General features: G+C 72.9%; 11 protein-coding genes and 1 pseudogene. 8 read left to right on the top strand and 4 right to left on the bottom strand.

The genetic code is table 11. The features are described 5' to 3' along the window. Positions 1-1,449 carry a protoporphyrinogen oxidase gene (gene hemG / locus ACIQMR_RS26125; protein ID WP_401391852.1) on the bottom strand — a complete coding sequence of 483 codons (1,449 nt, stop codon included), beginning with the start codon at positions 1,447-1,449 and terminating at the stop codon, positions 1-3. A gap of 140 nt (positions 1,450-1,589) precedes the next feature. Here hemG and ACIQMR_RS26120 point away from each other — a divergent pair. Next, positions 1,590-2,435 (top strand): annotated as a pseudogene (locus ACIQMR_RS26120) (DUF4349 domain-containing protein); the annotation flags it as partial. Between the two features lie 102 nt (positions 2,436-2,537). Next, entirely contained in the window at positions 2,538-3,911 is a 1,374-nt protein-coding gene (locus tag ACIQMR_RS26115) for an FAD-dependent oxidoreductase (protein WP_401392245.1), read from the top strand. Positions 3,912-3,991: 80 nt separating this feature from the next. Here the strand turns inward: ACIQMR_RS26115 and ACIQMR_RS26110 are convergent, their stop codons facing one another. Further along, positions 3,992-5,152 carry an acyltransferase family protein gene (locus ACIQMR_RS26110; protein WP_401391849.1) on the bottom strand — a complete coding sequence of 387 codons (1,161 nt, stop codon included), beginning with the start codon at positions 5,150-5,152 and terminating at the stop codon, positions 3,992-3,994. A 41-nt stretch (positions 5,153-5,193) separates the two neighbouring features. Then, positions 5,194-6,201, bottom strand: a complete 1,008-nt coding sequence (gene hemE, locus ACIQMR_RS26105; protein ID WP_401392242.1) for a uroporphyrinogen decarboxylase — start codon at positions 6,199-6,201, stop codon at positions 5,194-5,196. Positions 6,202-6,397: 196 nt separating this feature from the next. Between hemE and ACIQMR_RS26100 the strand changes: the two genes are divergently transcribed. The 5 genes from ACIQMR_RS26100 to ACIQMR_RS26080 all read left to right on the top strand — a co-directional run bounded on the left by ACIQMR_RS26100 (position 6,398) and on the right by ACIQMR_RS26080 (position 13,466). Further along, positions 6,398-7,072 (top strand): DUF3000 domain-containing protein, encoded by a 675-nt coding sequence (locus ACIQMR_RS26100; RefSeq protein WP_401391846.1) that lies wholly within the window; start codon positions 6,398-6,400, stop codon positions 7,070-7,072. 419 nt (positions 7,073-7,491) lie between these two features. Beyond that, positions 7,492-8,154 (top strand): response regulator transcription factor, encoded by a 663-nt coding sequence (locus ACIQMR_RS26095; protein WP_093651875.1) that lies wholly within the window; start codon positions 7,492-7,494, stop codon positions 8,152-8,154. A gap of 78 nt (positions 8,155-8,232) precedes the next feature. Continuing rightward, a complete protein-coding gene (locus ACIQMR_RS26090; RefSeq protein WP_401391841.1) occupies positions 8,233-9,525 on the top strand; it encodes an HRDC domain-containing protein in 1,293 nt (430 codons plus the stop codon). A 588-nt stretch (positions 9,526-10,113) separates the two neighbouring features. Continuing rightward, on the top strand, positions 10,114-11,340 hold the full coding sequence (locus ACIQMR_RS26085) for a thiolase family protein (protein WP_401391838.1): 1,227 nt from the start codon (positions 10,114-10,116) through the stop codon (positions 11,338-11,340). After that, positions 11,337-13,466: a 3-hydroxyacyl-CoA dehydrogenase NAD-binding domain-containing protein gene (locus ACIQMR_RS26080; RefSeq protein WP_401391835.1), complete on the top strand. Its 2,130-nt coding sequence runs from the start codon at positions 11,337-11,339 to the stop codon at positions 13,464-13,466. Before ACIQMR_RS26085 ends, ACIQMR_RS26080 begins: the two co-directional genes overlap by 4 nt. Positions 13,467-13,662: 196 nt before the next feature. Here ACIQMR_RS26080 and ACIQMR_RS26075 read toward each other — a convergent pair whose 3' ends face one another. Continuing rightward, positions 13,663-14,829 (bottom strand): hypothetical protein, encoded by a 1,167-nt coding sequence (locus ACIQMR_RS26075; protein WP_401391832.1) that lies wholly within the window; start codon positions 14,827-14,829, stop codon positions 13,663-13,665. 115 nt (positions 14,830-14,944) lie between these two features. On the opposite strand from ACIQMR_RS26075, the gene ACIQMR_RS26070 reads away from it, so the two are divergent. Further along, a complete protein-coding gene (locus tag ACIQMR_RS26070) occupies positions 14,945-15,316 on the top strand; it encodes an NTP pyrophosphohydrolase (RefSeq protein WP_401391829.1) in 372 nt (123 codons plus the stop codon). The last annotated feature ends 10 nt before the right edge of the window (positions 15,317-15,326 follow it).

The following is a 15,326-nucleotide window of genomic DNA, read 5'->3' as shown; positions in this document are numbered from 1 at the left end:
CTATTCTCGCCCGTCACGGACAGTGCCCCGCACCGGGGGGGCCGTGGCGATGATCTCGTCCGCGGCCCGCTGCCCGCTGCCGACGCACGCGGGGATGCCGACACCGTCGTACGCCGCTCCGCAGACGCGCAGCCCGGGCAGTGCGGCCACCGTCTCCCGTACGCGGCCGACACGGGCCGGATGGCCGACGGGGTACTGCGGCAGTCCGCCGATCCAACGGGTGACCTCGGTGGCGACGGGCCGCGCGGCGAGTCCGGTGGCTTCTCCGAGATCCTTGAGGGACACCGCGACGAGGTCGTCGTCCTCCCGCTCCAGCGCCTCCTCCTCGCCGTAGCGGCCGACGGAGGTGCGGAGCAGGAAGAGGCCGGGGGCGCGTTCGGCCGTCCAGTTCCACTTCCGGGCGGAGAAGGTGGACGCCTTGATCGTCCGACCGTCCACCGGCGGTACGAGGAAGCCGGAGCCGGCGGGCAGCGCGGCCACGTCGGCGCGCCGGAACGCCAGGGTCACCAGCGCCATCGACGCGTACTCGATCCGGGCCAGCTCGGCGGAGGCCGCCGGCGCCTCCGCGGCGAGCAGCGCGGACGCGGACCAGGCGGGGGCCGCGAGGACGACGCCGTCGGCGGTCAGCTCCCGCTCGTCGGTACGGATCCTCCAGCCCTCGGCGGTCCGCGCCAGGCCCAGCACCGGGGTCTCGGTGAGGATCTCGCCGCCGCCGGCCCGTACGGCGGCGGCGACGGCGGGCGGCAGGGTGCCGATGCCGCCGTCGAGTCCCATGAACACGGGGCCGGCCGTCTCCTGCCCGGCGGCGGCCCGGCGCTGGACCTCGCGCGCCCCGTCCAGCAGGGAGCCGTGGGCAGCCCTGGCGGCCTCGAAGAGCTGGGGGACGGCGGCCTTCATCGAGATGCGGTAGGCGTCGCCCGCGTACACACCGCCGAGGAGCGGCTCCACGAGCCGGTCGACGACCTCGCGGCCGAGGCGCTCCGCCACGTAGGCACCGACGGCGACGTCGTCGCCGAGTTCGGCCGGGGGCAGGTCACGCTCCTGCGCGATCCGGGCGATGCCCTCGGCGGACAGCAGTCCGGCGAGCGCCTCCGGGCCGGCGGGCACGCCCATCACATGGCCCTTGGGCATGGGCCGCAGCGCGCCCCGGGTCCAGACGGACGCGGTGGTGGTGGCGGGGGGCTGCAAACGGTCCCCGAGCCCGACGGCGCGTGCGAGCGCGACCGCCTCGGGGCGGCGGGCGAGCATCGACTCGGCGCCCAGGTCGACGGGGGCGCCGGCGATCTCCCCCGTCAGGAGCTTGCCGCCGAGCCGGGCGGTGGCCTCCAGCAGGGTCACGCGCGCTCCGGCGGAGACCAGCCGGTGCGCCGCCGCGAGCCCCGCGATACCGCCGCCGATGACGACGACATGGCGGGCGCGGGCGCCGGGGTGCTCTGGGGAGGACAGCATGTCTCCACTCTCTCAAACGCCGCCTGCCGTCCCGTAACGAGTCCCGACCGTGACCGCTTCGGAACCGGAACACGGCAACCCCCGCCCCTGGTCGGCACGTCGAACTGTCACCATCCACCACTTCCCTCGGGGGGAACGGCATGCGTGCACGGCTCAGGTTCACGGCAATGGTTCTCATGGCCACACTCGCGCTCGCCGGGTGCGGCTCCGGCGCCTCGAACGGCTCCTCGGCCGACAAGGCGATGTCGGGCGAGGCGGCGTCCGGCGGGGCGGCGGCCGGGGCGGCGAAGGGGCCCGTGCCGGACTCCGGTCACGCGGGTGCCCAGCCGCCCGCGGGCCCGGGGCAGCAGCCGAAGGTGCCGCAGACCCACGTCATCAGGACCGCCGAGCTGAAGGTGGAGGTGCAGAACGTCACGGCGGCACTCGCCTCGGTCCGCACGGCGGTCGAGGGCGCCGGCGGGCACATCGCCGACGAGTCGACACAGCGGGTCGACGACGCGCAGGTGACGTCCCGGGTGGTGCTGCGCGTACCGCAGGACCGGTACGCGGGCATCCTCACGGACCTGGCGGGCACCGGGAAACTGCTGTCCCGCAAGGCCGACGCCAAGGACGTCACCGGCCAAGTGGTCGACGTGGAGAGCAGGATCGCCACCCAGCGGGCGAGCGTCGCACGGGTGCGGGCGCTGATGGACCGGGCGGAGCAGCTGAGTGATGTGGTCACTCTGGAGGGCGAGCTGAGCAGGCGTCAGGCCGAGCTGGAGTCGCTGCTGGCGCAGCAGGCGTCCCTGAAGGACCGCACGACGATGGCGACGATCACGCTGGAGCTGTCCGAGCCCGAGAAGAAGGAGCAGTCGAAGCCCGAGGACGACCCCGGTTTCCTGGACGCCCTGTCCGGCGGCTGGAACGCGCTGGTGACGACCCTGCGGTGGATCGTGGTGGTGCTGGGCGCCGCGGCGCCGTTCCTGCTGGCGTTCGCGGTGGCGTACGCGGCGTGGCGGTTCCTGGTCCGGCCGCTGCTGCGCGGCCGCGCCGCCCGGGGGCGGCCCCGCGGAAGGACTGAACGTCTGCTGCCCCGTAGCGTGTTCCGTATGGAACGACTGGTGGTCATCGGCGGCGACGCGACGGGCATGTCCGCCGCGTCGCAGGCCCGCAGGCTCAAAGGCCCGGAGGATCTGGAGATCGTCGCGTTCGAACGGTCACATTTCACGTCGTACTCCGCGTGCGGCATCCCGTACTGGGTCGGCGGCGACGTGGACGACCGGGACGCGCTGATCGCGCGGACGCCCGAGGAGCACCGGGCCCGCGCGATCGACCTGCGGACGCGCACCGAGGTCACCGAGCTGGACCTCGCGGGGCAGCGGGTCAGGTCACGGGATCTGGAGTCGGGCGCCGAGTCGTGGACGGGCTACGACAAGCTCGTCATCGCCACCGGCGCCCGACCGGTGCGCCCGCGGCTGCCCGGGATCGACGCACCGGGCGTGCACGGGGTGCAGAACCTCGATGACGGGCAGGCGCTGCTGGACACGCTGGCCGCCGCGCGGGGCCGCCGCGCCGTGGTCGTCGGCGCCGGCTACATCGGCGTGGAGATGGCCGAAGCGCTGCTGAACCACGGCTTCGAGGTCACGGTCGTCAACCGGGGCGAGCAGCCGATGGCGACGCTCGACCCCGACATGGGCCGGCTGGTGCACGAGGCGATGGACGGCCTGGGCATCACTACCGTGAACGACGCCGAGGTCACCAAGATCCTCACCGCTCCCGACGGACGGGTCCGCGCGGTCGCGACCGAGGAGGCCGAGTACCCGGCGGATGTCGTGGTGCTCGGCATGGGTGTGGAGCCCGAGACGAAGCTGGCGCGCGCGGCCGGGCTGCCGCTCGGGGTGTACGGCGGCCTGCTCACCGATCTCGCGATGCGGGTGCGCGGGTACGGGAACGTCTGGGCGGGCGGCGACTGCGTCGAGGTCCTGGACCTCGTGTCCGGCCGCGAACGCCACGTCCCCCTCGGCACCCACGCCAACAAGCACGGCCAGGTCATCGGCGCGGGCGTCGGCGGCGGGTACGCGACCTTCCCCGGCGTCGTCGGCACGGCGGTGAGCAAGGTCTGCGACCTGGAGATCGCCCGTACCGGTCTGCGGGAGCGGGACGCCCTGGACGTGGGCCTGCGCTTCGTGACGGTCACCGTCGAGTCGACGAGCCGCGCGGGCTACTACCCGGAGGCCGCCCCGATGACGGTGAAGATGCTCGCCGAGCATCGCACGGGACGGCTGCTGGGCGTCCAGATCGTGGGCCGCGAGGGCGCGGCGAAGCGCGTGGACATCGCGGCGGTCGCGCTGACCGCCGGGATGACGGTGGAGCGGATGACGGCCCTGGACCTGGGGTACGCGCCGCCGTTCTCGCCGGTGTGGGACCCGGTGCTGGTGGCCGCGCGCAAGGCGACGACGGCGGTGCGCAAGGCTGAAGGCTGAAGGCGGACGGCCGGCCGGCACTCGCTCGCGCAGCACCGAGCCGCCCGCCGCGCCCCGGCACGGGGCCGGCCGGCGGTGTCTCAGCCCACGGGTCGTCGGGGCGAACCCTGCCCGTACTTCCCGGGCTCGGCGAGCGCCCGGTTCAGCCGCTGCTTGAGCGGGCGGGCCAGCGGCTTCTCCACCAGCCGGTGCACCAGCCAGGAGACGACCAGCATGCCGCCGACGAGGAGTCCGACCAGGAGGTAGCCCGGTACACGGGACTCCAGTACGCCGATGAGCTCCCAGCCGATGTTCTGGTGCAGCAGGTACAGGGGGTAGGTGGCGGCGCCCGCGTACGGCAGCCAGCGCCAGTTCATCCAGGACAGCTTCCCGGTGGCGACGAGGCCCATCAGGCCGAAGGAGACCGCGAGGACCGCCACGACGGGCCAGAACGGAACCGGGTCGTCGAAGTAGCGGAGCGTGCGGCTCCAGGTGCTGCGGGCGGAGGGCACAGCCGCTCCGAAGCACAGCAGCACGATGCCGGTGAGCAGCAGCGTCGGCCGGAACCGGTACATGAGGTAGAACGCCATTCCGGCGATGAAGTACCAGCAGTGCTGCGGCATGATCATGAGCCGGAGGGCGTCGTCGCCGAACTTGCTGAACGCCATGCCCGCCACGGCCCATACGCAGCAGAAGACGACGACGCGCCGGTAGGTCAGACCCCGCCAGGCCACGATCGCGAACAGGAGGTAGAAGCGGAGTTCGGCGAAGAGCGTCCAGTACACGCCGTCGACCATGCGGACCCCGAGCGGTTCCTCGAGCATGGTCAGATTGGTCAGCACGTCCGGCCAGGGCAGGGGACTCTGTCCGCCCGGTACGAGCAGCAGGACCGCGGTGGTGGCGAGGACGGCGAACCAGTACGCCGGATAGAGCCGTGTCACCCGGGAGACGAAGAAGTCCCCCACCGACCGGCCCCAGCAGCTCATACAGATGACGAAGCCGCTGATGAGGAAGAACAGCTCCACGCCCAGCCAGCCGTAGGCGGCGAACGGGAAGGCTGTGGGAAACATGGCCTGCCCGGAGGCCGACCAGCCCTCGCCACGGGCCAGGTAGTGGTACGCCACCACCATCAGCGCGGCGAGCAGCCGGAGGCCGTCCAGTGCGGTGATCCGCCCGCGCCGAGGCGCGGGCACGACTATGTGATGGGGCGCCGGCTCCTGCCGCGTGCGCGGCAGGGCGAGCGTCGGTATGTCATGTGTCACGGAGGGCCGGTCCCCGGGTCTTGCGCGTTCCGAGTCAGGGTCTAGCGCGCGGTCTGGGCGTGTACGTACTCCACGAGCCGGGTCAGGGCGTCGGGGTCGGTGGTGGGCAGAACCCCGTGGCCGAGATTGAAGATGTGGCCTTCCAGCCCGCTCGCCGCGTCCAGTACCTCACGGGTCCTGTTCTCCACCGCCTCCGGGGTGGAGAACAGGACGGCCGGGTCCAGGTTGCCCTGCAGCGCCTTGCCGGGGCCGACGCGGCGGGCGGCCTCGTCGAGGGGGACGCGCCAGTCGACGCCGACGACGTCCGCACCGGCCTCGCCCATCAGGCCGAGCAGCTCGCCGGTGCCGACGCCGAAGTGGATGCGCGGGACGCCGTACTCCTCGACCGCGCGGAACACCTTCGCCGAAGCGGGCATGACCGAGCGCCGGTAGTCGGCGGGTGCCAGGGCGCCGACCCAGGAGTCGAAGAGCTGCACGGCGCTCGCGCCGGCCTCGATCTGGACCTTCAGGAAGGCCGAGGTGATCTCCGCGAGCCGGTCGAGCAGGTCGGCCCACAGCTGCGGGTCGCCGTACATCAGCGCCTTGGTGTGCTCGTGGTTGCGGGACGGCCCGCCCTCGACGAGATAGCTGGCGAGGGTGAAGGGCGCGCCGGCGAAGCCGATGAGCGGGGTGGCGCCCAGTTCACCGGTGAGCATCCCGATGGCTTCGGTGACATATGACACGTCATCGGGGGTGAGGTCACGCAGCCGTGCGAGGTCCTCACGGCGGCGGATCGGTTCGGCGACGACCGGGCCGACGCCCGGCTTGATGTCGAGATCGATCCCGATGGCCTTGAGCGGGACGACGATGTCGCTGAAGTAGATCGCGGCGTCGACCTTGTGGCGGCGCACCGGCTGCAGCGTGATCTCGGTGACCAACTCGGGCTGCATGCACGACTGAAGCATCGGAATGCCTTCGCGCACCTTCAGGTACTCGGGCAGCGACCGGCCGGCCTGCCGCATGAACCAGACCGGCGTGTGCGGCACGGGCTCGCGCCGGCACGCCTTCAGGAAGGCGGATTCGCCGACGGCGGCGGTCTTCGTCTGCTGGCCCGAGGAAGGGGTGTCCCCGGCTCGGGCGAAGCCTCGAGCCGGCGGAAGGTCGTTGGCGCTCACGCCCAGAATCTTCGCATGTGCGCGCAAGGAGCATGCGCGGGGCGGGTGTCCCTCCCTGCGCGCGGCCCGCGTTCCGCCTACTCTTCCCCGCATGGCTGCGGCTCAGGGACAGTTTTCCGATCCATCCGACGGCGACGAAGGCACGGACAGTGCGGAGCGGAACGCCGTTCCGCCCGCGTTCCGGCTCGCGGTCGACGCGCTGCGCACGGCACGGCTGCGGCCCGAGATCGAGGTGGACGTGGCCCGGCCGCCCCAGCGCCTCGCGCCGCACGCGTACGCGCTCGAGGCGGCTGTCGTCGACGACGGTGAGGATCTCGCGGACGGCCGGCTGGTCCTGCTCCACGACCCGGCGGGTCACGAGGCATGGCAGGGCACCTTCCGGCTCGTGACGCTCGTACGCGCGGAGTTGGAGCCCGAGATGGCGGCGGACCCGCTGCTGCCGGAGGTGTGCTGGTCCTGGCTGACCGGTGCGCTGGAGGCGCGGGGCCTGTCGTACGGGGAGCCGAGCGGCACCGTCACCCGGGCGGGGTCTCACTACTTCGGTGGACTCGGCGACCGCCGCCCGGCGACCCAGATCGAGATCCGCGCGTCCTGGACACCGCGCGCGGGCCGCGACGGTGTCCCGGACACCGCGACGCACCTGGCGGCCTGGTGCGACCTGCTGTGCCAGATCGCCGGCCTGCCCCCGGCGAGCCCCGCGGGCGTCCCCGAGTGCGCCGCCGGCGTGGTCTCCCTGCCCCAGCGGCGGGGCCCGCACGCGCCGTAGGGTCCGGGGCGCGCGCACGGGACTCGGAGCACGAGGCGCCGGGCACGGGACACGACCTGCGGGCGACGGCGCACACGGGACGCGAAGCACGAGGCGCCGGGCACGGGACACGACCTGCGGGCGACGGCACGCATGGGACGCGAAGCACGAGGCGGCGGGGTGCGGGACCCGGGTGCGGGGCGGCGGCCGGGTGCTCGCCGCCCGCCGTCGGGCGGGCGGACCACGGACGGACGGCACCCGTGCGGGCTCATACGATGATCGATCACGCGTCCGAATTGCCGGAATTGTTACTCACCAAATCGTGATCTTTCTCTAAAGGCGTCCGGGTTTGCTGCCGAAGAGGTGGTGACCCTTCAAGCACGGTTCGCCCCGGCTTCATCCCCGAGCCGGCTCCGTCCCCCACCTTCCCAGGAGGCCTGGTGTCCGTTCTCCTCGAGCAGCCCGCAAGCCTGGTCGCCTACCGCCCGAACAAGCCGACGGCCATGGTCGTCGTGGCCGACCCGCGCGTCCGCTCCACCGTCACCCGCCACCTGTGGGCGCTCGGGGTGCGCGATGTCATCGAGGCGTCGTCCATCGCGGAGGCCCGCCCCCGCGTCGGCAACCCGCGCGACATCTGCGTGGCCGACGTCCACCTGCCCGACGGAAGCGGGCTCACCCTCCTGTCCGAGACCCGCGCCGCGGGCTGGCCCAACGGCCTCGCCCTCTCCGCCGCCGACGACATCGGCGCGGTACGCAACGCGCTGGCCGGCGGAGTCAAGGGCTATGTCGTGACCGGTACGCGTACGAACCTCGGCCACCCCACCCGCCCCGGAGCCGCCCCCATCGGCGCCGCGGCCGCCCGGCTGCACCGCCGTCCCCCCGGCGCTCCGAGCCACCCGGGCGGCTACCGCGAGCTGTCCGGTCGCGAGGTGGAGGTCCTCCGGCTGGTCGCCGAGGGACAGTCGAACAAGGCGATCGGCGTGTCGATGGGCCTGTCGGCGCTGACGGTGAAGAGCCACCTCGCCCGCATCGCCCGCAAGCTCGGTACCGGGGACCGCGCCGGAATGGTGGCGGTGGCGCTGCGCACCGGCATCATCCACTGACTCCTTGACACCACACCCGCGCCCGTCGACGGAACGTTCCGTCGACGGGCGCTTGCCGTTCACAGATACCCTTGACAGGTGACCGACGCCCAAGAGACCGCAGCAGAGACAGTCCTGCGAACCACCGGGGGCGGCCCCCCGGACGACGGCGTCTCAGGCGTCTCGGTCGGGGAGCAGCCGATCCCGCTGCTTGAGCCGCGCGAGGGCATCCCCCCGGTGGTGTCCACCCCCGAGGCCCTCGAATCCGTCATCGCCGCGTTCGCCGCCGGCAGCGGGCCCGTGGCCGTGGACGCCGAGCGGGCGTCCGGCTACCGCTACGGGCAGCGCGCCTACCTCGTCCAGCTGCGCCGCGAAGGCGCCGGCACCGCGCTCGTCGACCCGGTCGGCTGCCCCGATCTGTCCGGACTCGGCGAGGCACTCGCCGGCACCGAGTGGATCCTGCACGCCGCCACCCAGGACCTGCCGTGTCTGCGCGAAATAGGCATGACGCCGACCCTGCTCTTCGACACCGAGCTGGCGGGACGGCTCGCGGGCTTCCCCCGGGTGGGCCTCGGCGCGATGGTCGAGTCCGTGCTCGGCTACGCGCTGGAGAAGGGCCATTCGGCGGTGGACTGGTCGACGCGGCCGCTGCCCGAGCCCTGGCTGCGCTACGCGGCGCTCGACGTCGAGCTGCTCGTCGATCTGCGGGACGCGCTGGAGAAGGAGCTGGACCGGCAGGGCAAGCTGGAATGGGCGCGGCAGGAGTTCGAGGCGATCGCCTCGGCCCCGCCCGCCCCGCCGCGCAAGGATCCCTGGCGGCGTACGTCGGGGATGCACAAGGTCCGGCGCCGGCGTCAGATGGCGGTCGTACGGGAGCTGTGGACCGCGCGCGACCAGGTGGCGCAGCGACGGGACGTGTCGCCCGGCAAGGTGCTCAGTGACGCGGCGATCGTCGAGGCGGCGCTGGCCCTTCCGCTGAACCTGAACGCGCTCACGGCCCTGCCCGGCTTCGGGCACCGCATGGGCCGGCGCCAGCTGGAGCAGTGGCAGGCGGCGGTGGACCGGGCACGGGCGCTGCCGGACGCGGAGCTGCCGCAGCCGGGACAGCCGGTGGCGGGGCCGCCTCCGCCGCGGTCCTGGGCGGACAAGGATCCGGAGGCCGCGGCGCGGCTGTCCGCGGCGCGTGCCGCGGTGTCGTCGCTCGCGGAGCAGCTGAACCTGCCGCAGGAGAACCTGATCACTCCGGACACGGTCCGTCGCCTGTGCTGGGAGCCACCGGCGGACCTGTCGCCGGAGGCGGTGTCGGCGGCGCTGACGGCGCTGGGTGCGCGGGCATGGCAGGTCGAACAGGTGACCCCGCTGCTGACCCGGGCCCTCCAGGCGACGGCCTGACCTCCGCGAACACGGGCAGGTCAGAGCCGGTCAGGTCCGTCGCACGCCGTACGGGGACTCCCGGGCGGCCGGCGTCCTGGACGAGCCCCTGGACCTGCGACCCGCCGCCTCCGGCCTCTTGGGTCCTGACCGCCGCCTGCCGCCTGCCGCCTGCCGCCTGCCGAAGCGAACGCCTCGTGCGGCACGGTCCTTGGAAGCCGTGACCGAGCTGCTCCGGCAGGCCGGGCGAGCACGCCGAAGCCGCTGCCGCCCGGCCTTCGGCGGCGCCGGTCCGGCTGGGCGCCACCGAGACCGGCCTGTCGCCTCCGACGGCCGGGCCGTCGCGTTGCCGACGGTGCCCGACCGGATCGAGGCGGCCTGCGGGCCTGACCTGCCGCGAAGGGGCCACGAAGTGGCCGCGAACGGGCCGCGTCGCCGTGGTCCGGCCCGCCGGGCGGGCGAATGCGCCGCCCTTCGTGGTGTGACGTTCGCCGCTACCGGCACAGGGGGTGGGCAGCATGGTTACCCGCAAGTAGCATGAGGGAAGCAAGCGCACGCTCAGGAGCGTGCCCGCAGCAGTGCCACCCCGCACCCTGGAGGAGAGCCATCGTGCCTCGTACCGTCAGGGACGTCGTCTTCGTCGACGGCGTCCGCACCCCGTTCGGCAAGGCGGGCCCGAAGGGCATCTACCACGAGACCCGCGCCGACGATCTCGTCGTCAAGGCGATCCGGGAGCTGCTGCGCCGCAACCCGGACCTCGACCCCAAGAAGATCGACGAGGTCGCCATCGCCGCGACCACGCAGATCGGCGACCAGGGCCTGACCATCGGCCGCACCGCCGGCATCCTCGCGGGACTGCCGCAGTCCGTGCCCGGTTACTCCATCGACCGCATGTGCGCCGGTGCGCTGACCGCCGTGACCTCGGTCGCCGGCAGCGTCGCCTTCGGTGCGTACGACATCGCCATCGCCGGCGGTGTCGAGCACATGGGCCGCCACCCGATGGGCGAGGGCGTCGACCCGAACCCGCGCTTCGTGTCGGAGAAGCTCGTCGACGAGTCGGCCCTCTTCATGGGCATGACCGCCGAGAACCTGCACGACCGCTACCCCACGATCACCAAGCAGCGCGCCGACGAGTACGCCGTGCGCTCGCAGGAGAAGGCCGCCAAGGCGTACGCCAACGGCAAGATCCAGCAGGACCTGGTGCCGGTCTCCGTGCGCCGCACCAACCCCGAGGCCGGCGAGACCGGCTGGGGCCTGGTCACCGCCGACGAGCCGATGCGCCCGGGCACCACGCTGGAGAACCTCACCGGCCTGAAGACGCCGTTCCGGGTCCACGGCCGCGTCACCGCCGGCAACGCCGCGGGGCTGAACGACGGCGCCACCGCCTCGCTCATCGCCTCCGAGGACTTCGCCCGCGAGAACAACCTCCCGGTCAAGATGCGCCTCGTCGCGTACTCCTTCGCCGGCGTCGAGCCCGAGGTCATGGGCTACGGGCCCATCCCCGCGACGGAGAAGGCCCTCGCCCAGGCCGGCCTGTCCATCGAGGACATCGGCCTGTTCGAGATCAACGAGGCCTTCGCCGTCCAGGTGCTCGCCTTCCTCGAGCACTACGGCATCGCCGACGACGACGCCCGCGTCAACCAGTACGGCGGCGCCATCGCCTTCGGCCACCCGCTCGCCTCCTCCGGCGTCCGTCTGATGACGCAGCTGGCGCGCCAGTTCGAGGAGCAGCCGGAGGTCCGTTACGGCCTCACCACGATGTGCGTCGGCTTCGGCATGGGCGCCACCGTGATCTGGGAGAACCCGCACCACAAGGACGCCGGAGGCAACAAGTGAGCACCACCGCTGAGCTCCTGAAGGGCGCGGCCGAGCTGTTCCCGGACGAGGTCGTCACGCAGGCGCACGTACGCCACCTCGACCTGCCGGGCGGCGCGGGCCGGTTCGCCCTCATCACGCTGGACAACGGCCTGGACCACACCAAGCCGACCACCTTCGGCCCGCAGTCGCTGGCGAACCTCGACACCGCGATCGACCAGGTCGAGGCCGAGGCCGCGAACGGCGACATCGTCGGCGCCGGCATCACCGGCAAGCCCTTCATCTTCGCGGTCGGCGCCGACCTCAAGGGCGTCGAGCTGCTGAAGCAGCACACGGACGCGCTCGCCATCGGCAAGGGCGGCCACGACGTCTTCAAGCGGCTGTCCTCCCTCGCGGTCCCCACGTTCGCGTACTACAACGGCGCGGCGATGGGCGGCGGTGTCGAGGTCGGTCTGCACTGCACCTACCGCACGGTGTCGAAGGCCTTGCCGGCGTTCTCGCTGCCCGAGGTCTTCCTCGGTCTGGTCCCGGGCTGGGGCGGCTGCACGATCCTGCCGAACCTGATCGGCGCGGACCGCGCGGTCTCGGTCATCATCGAGAACTCGCTCAACCAGAACAAGCAGCTCAAGGGCAAGCAGGTCTTCGAACTCGGCATCGCCGACGCTCTCTTCGAAGGCGCCGACTTCCTGGAGCAGTCCCTGATCTGGACCGCGTCCGTCCTCAAGGGCGAGATCGCGATCGAGCGCGCCACCGTCGACCGCGGCGAGGCCTGGGACGCCGCTGTCGCCCGCGGCCGGTTCATCGCCGACTCCAAGGTGCACGGCGCGGCCCCGGCCGCCTACCGCGCCCTCGACATCATCGAGGCGTCCAAGGACGGCGACCTGCAGAAGGGCTTCGACGCCGAGGACATCGCGCTGGCCGACCTGATCATGGGTGGCGAGCTGCGCTCCGGCATCTACGCCTTCAACCTGGTGCAGAAGCGCGGCAAGCGCCCCGCCGGTGCCCCGGACAAGTCGCTGGCCCGCCCGGTCACCAAGGTCGGCGTCGTCGGCGCCGGTCTGATGGCCTCTCAGCTGGCGCTGCTGTTCCTGCGCCGCCTCGAGGTGCCGGTGGTCCTCACCGACATCGACCAGGAGCGCGTCGACAAGGGTGTGGGATATGTCCACGCCGAGATCGAGAAGCTGCTGGGCAAGGGCCGGATCAACCAGGACAAGGCCAACCGCCTCAAGGCGCTGGTGACCGGTGTCCTCGACAAGGCCGAGGGCTTCGCGGACGCGGACTTCATCATCGAGGCCGTGTTCGAGGAGATGTCCGTCAAGCAGAAGGTGTTCGCGGAGGTCGAGGCCGTCGCCCCGGCGCACGCGATCCTCGCCACCAACACCTCCTCGCTCTCGGTCTCCGAGATGGCCTCCAAGCTGCAGCACCCGGAGCGCGTCGTCGGCTTCCACTTCTTCAACCCGGTCGCGGTGCTGCCGCTGCTGGAGATCGTCCGCGGTGAGCAGACGGACGACGCGTCGCTGGCCACCGCGTTCGGTGTCGCGAAGAAGCTGAAGAAGACCGCGGTGCTGACGAAGGACGCCCCGGCGTTCGTCGTGAACCGCATCCTGACCCGCTTCATGGGCGAGATCCAGAACGTCATCGACGAGGGCACCCCGGTCGCCACCGCCGAGAAGGCGATCGAGCCGCTCGGTCTGCCGATGTCGCCGCTGGTCCTGCTCGAGCTGGTCGGCCCGGCGATCGGTCTGCACGTCTCCGAGACGCTGAACCGGTCCTTCCCGGAGCGCTTCACGGTGTCCCCGAACCTGAAGGCGGTCGTCGAGGCCGGCAAGCGCGGCTTCTACGTGTACGACTCCGGGAAGCCGGAGCTGGACCCGGAGGTCGCCGCGCTGCTGAAGCAGGGCGACAGCGTCCTGACGGAGGAGCAGGTCCGCGCCCGTGTCCTGGACGCGGTCGCGCAGGAGATCGGGCTGATGCTGGAGGAGGGTGTCGTCGCCGAGGCGCAGGACATCGACCTCTGCCTGATCACGGGCGCCGGCTGGCCCTTCCACCTGGGCGGCATCACGCCGTACCTGGACCGCGAGGGCGTCAGCGAGCGCGTGAACGGCAAGCGGTTCCTGGCGCAGGGCGTCGCGAGCGTCCCGGCGTGACGCCGCTAGCGGCATGACCAAGGGCCGTACGGGATCCCGATCCCGTACGGCCCTTTCGCATACCGTCCGCGCGACGGACGCCCTGGCACTCGGCACGCCCACCTCGGCGCGGTCCCCCGCCGCGGTCCTCCGGCGCGGCCCGCGCCCCGGGGCCGGGCGAGCTCCAGGGCCCGGCCGGCTCTTCGCGCGGCGTCGCTCAGACCGCCGTCCAGGCCTCCATCGCCAGTCCCGATTCCGCCTTCTGGCGCGTCACCCGCAGGGTGCCGTCCGCGCCGAACGCGGCCAGGACCACACGGCCGTTGCCGTCGATCGCGAGGGCCGGGGCGCCGACGCAGGGCTCGCCCGTCGTCGTCCAGTCGGCGCCGGCCGTCTCCTCCTCGGTCGGGTACGCGGCGAGCGCGGGACGTCCGTCGGCGCCGCGCTGGGCGAGGATCACACAGTCGTGGCCGTCGACGGGCGTACGGAGCAGGGCGACCGGGCCGGTGCCGCCCGCACCGCCGAGTGCCACGGGGGCGGCCAGGCCCTCGCGCCAGGCGTGGACGGTGCCCGTGGAGGCGTCCCGCCAGACGTGGGTGAGCCGCTCACGGCCCGTGCGTTCGGAGCTGACCGATCCGTCGCCGGCCGAGGCCTCGATGTCCCCGGCGCGCTGGAACTTGACGCCCTGGGTCTCCTGGGTCCACCGCAGGACGCCGTCCTCGGCCGGGGCGAGGATCTCCATCAGCCCGTGGTCGGTGAGGGCGGCCGCGGGCACGCCCAGCATGCCGCTGCCCTTGAGGTCGGCCCACTTGTTCCACTTGCCGTTCGGCACCTGGGCGCGGCCGCAGACCCCGCCGCCCGCGTTGCGCACGAAGACGTGGAGGGATCCCTCGGCGTCCACGACGGCCGCCGGGAGCCCCGTCTGCGCGGCGAGCGAGCGGTCCTGCGGGTACGGCGTGCCCAGCGCGTACCAGTCCCGCATGGGGCGGCCCGACTGGTACTGGATGCTCTGCACCACGTCCGTGGCCGTCTCGCCGCCCGCGACCGGGGTGCGCCGCAGCCCGACGAGCTGCACATAGCCGTCTGCGCCCTGGGCGATCGCGAGGTACGGCACCAGCCCGGGGGCACGGAACAGCTCGGGGCCGGTCCACTCGGGCCCGCCCGGCCGCTTCTCGGTCCAGCGCAGCACGCCCTCGGGGGCCGGGGCGTAGGCGGAGAGCCGGCCGTCCTTGCCCCGCAGCAGCCAGCCGGTGGTCGGCGGGAGGGAGGGATCGGCGGGCAGTGAGGTGCTCGCGCGGGCGGCGCGGTGCGTCCGGCTTCCGGCGTCCCCGGTGCCGGGGGCGGTGCCCGTTCGACGCTTCGACCTCCGCGCAGACCGCAATGACATGGCCCGTTGCCCACCTTCCCTGAGCGCCGTACAAGCGCTTGATTTACGTGACGATAACACTCGGCGACATCCCCGATCGGCCCACCCGGAGACCGCCCTGTGCCAGGCTTCCCACATGCGGATTCTCTTGATCGTCGATGCCGCGAACGTGGTCGGTTCGGTCCCGGACGGCTGGTGGCGCGACCGCTTCGGCGCGACCGAGCGGCTGCGCGACGGACTCGCCCCGTTCGCCGAGGAGGGTATCGCCGGACATCCGGGACCGGCCGAGGTGGTGCTGGTGGTCGAGGGGCGGGCGCGGGGTGTGGGATCCGTGCCGGGCGTACGCGTCGAACCGGCGGCCGGCAGCGGCGACGACCGCATCGTGGAGCTGGTCGCCGAGGCGCCGGGCCGTACCCGGGTCGTGGTCACGGCCGACCGCGCGCTGCGGGAGCGCGTCGAGGCCCTGGGGGCGGTCTGCACGGGACCCCGGACGGTGCGCCCGGTCTGACCCCGGGCCC

Source organism: Streptomyces sp. NPDC091376 (assembly GCF_044757085.1).
GTDB classification, from domain to species: Bacteria; Actinomycetota; Actinomycetes; order Streptomycetales; family Streptomycetaceae; genus Streptomyces; species Streptomyces pratisoli.
This window is presented reverse-complemented; position numbering and strand designations above follow the sequence as displayed.

Excerpts from the sequence above, each read along its gene's own strand:
- ACIQMR_RS26115 (WP_401392245.1), top strand. The coding sequence starts at position 2,538 with ATGGAACGACTGGTGGTCATCGGCGGCGACGCGACGGGCATGTCCGCC.
- ACIQMR_RS26070 (WP_401391829.1), top strand. The coding sequence starts at position 14,945 with ATGCGGATTCTCTTGATCGTCGATGCCGCGAACGTGGTCGGTTCGGTC.
- hemG (WP_401391852.1), bottom strand. The coding sequence starts at position 1,449 with ATGCTGTCCTCCCCAGAGCACCCCGGCGCCCGCGCCCGCCATGTCGTC.
- ACIQMR_RS26100 (WP_401391846.1), top strand. The coding sequence starts at position 6,398 with ATGGCTGCGGCTCAGGGACAGTTTTCCGATCCATCCGACGGCGACGAA.
- ACIQMR_RS26075 (WP_401391832.1), bottom strand. The coding sequence starts at position 14,829 with ATGTCATTGCGGTCTGCGCGGAGGTCGAAGCGTCGAACGGGCACCGCC.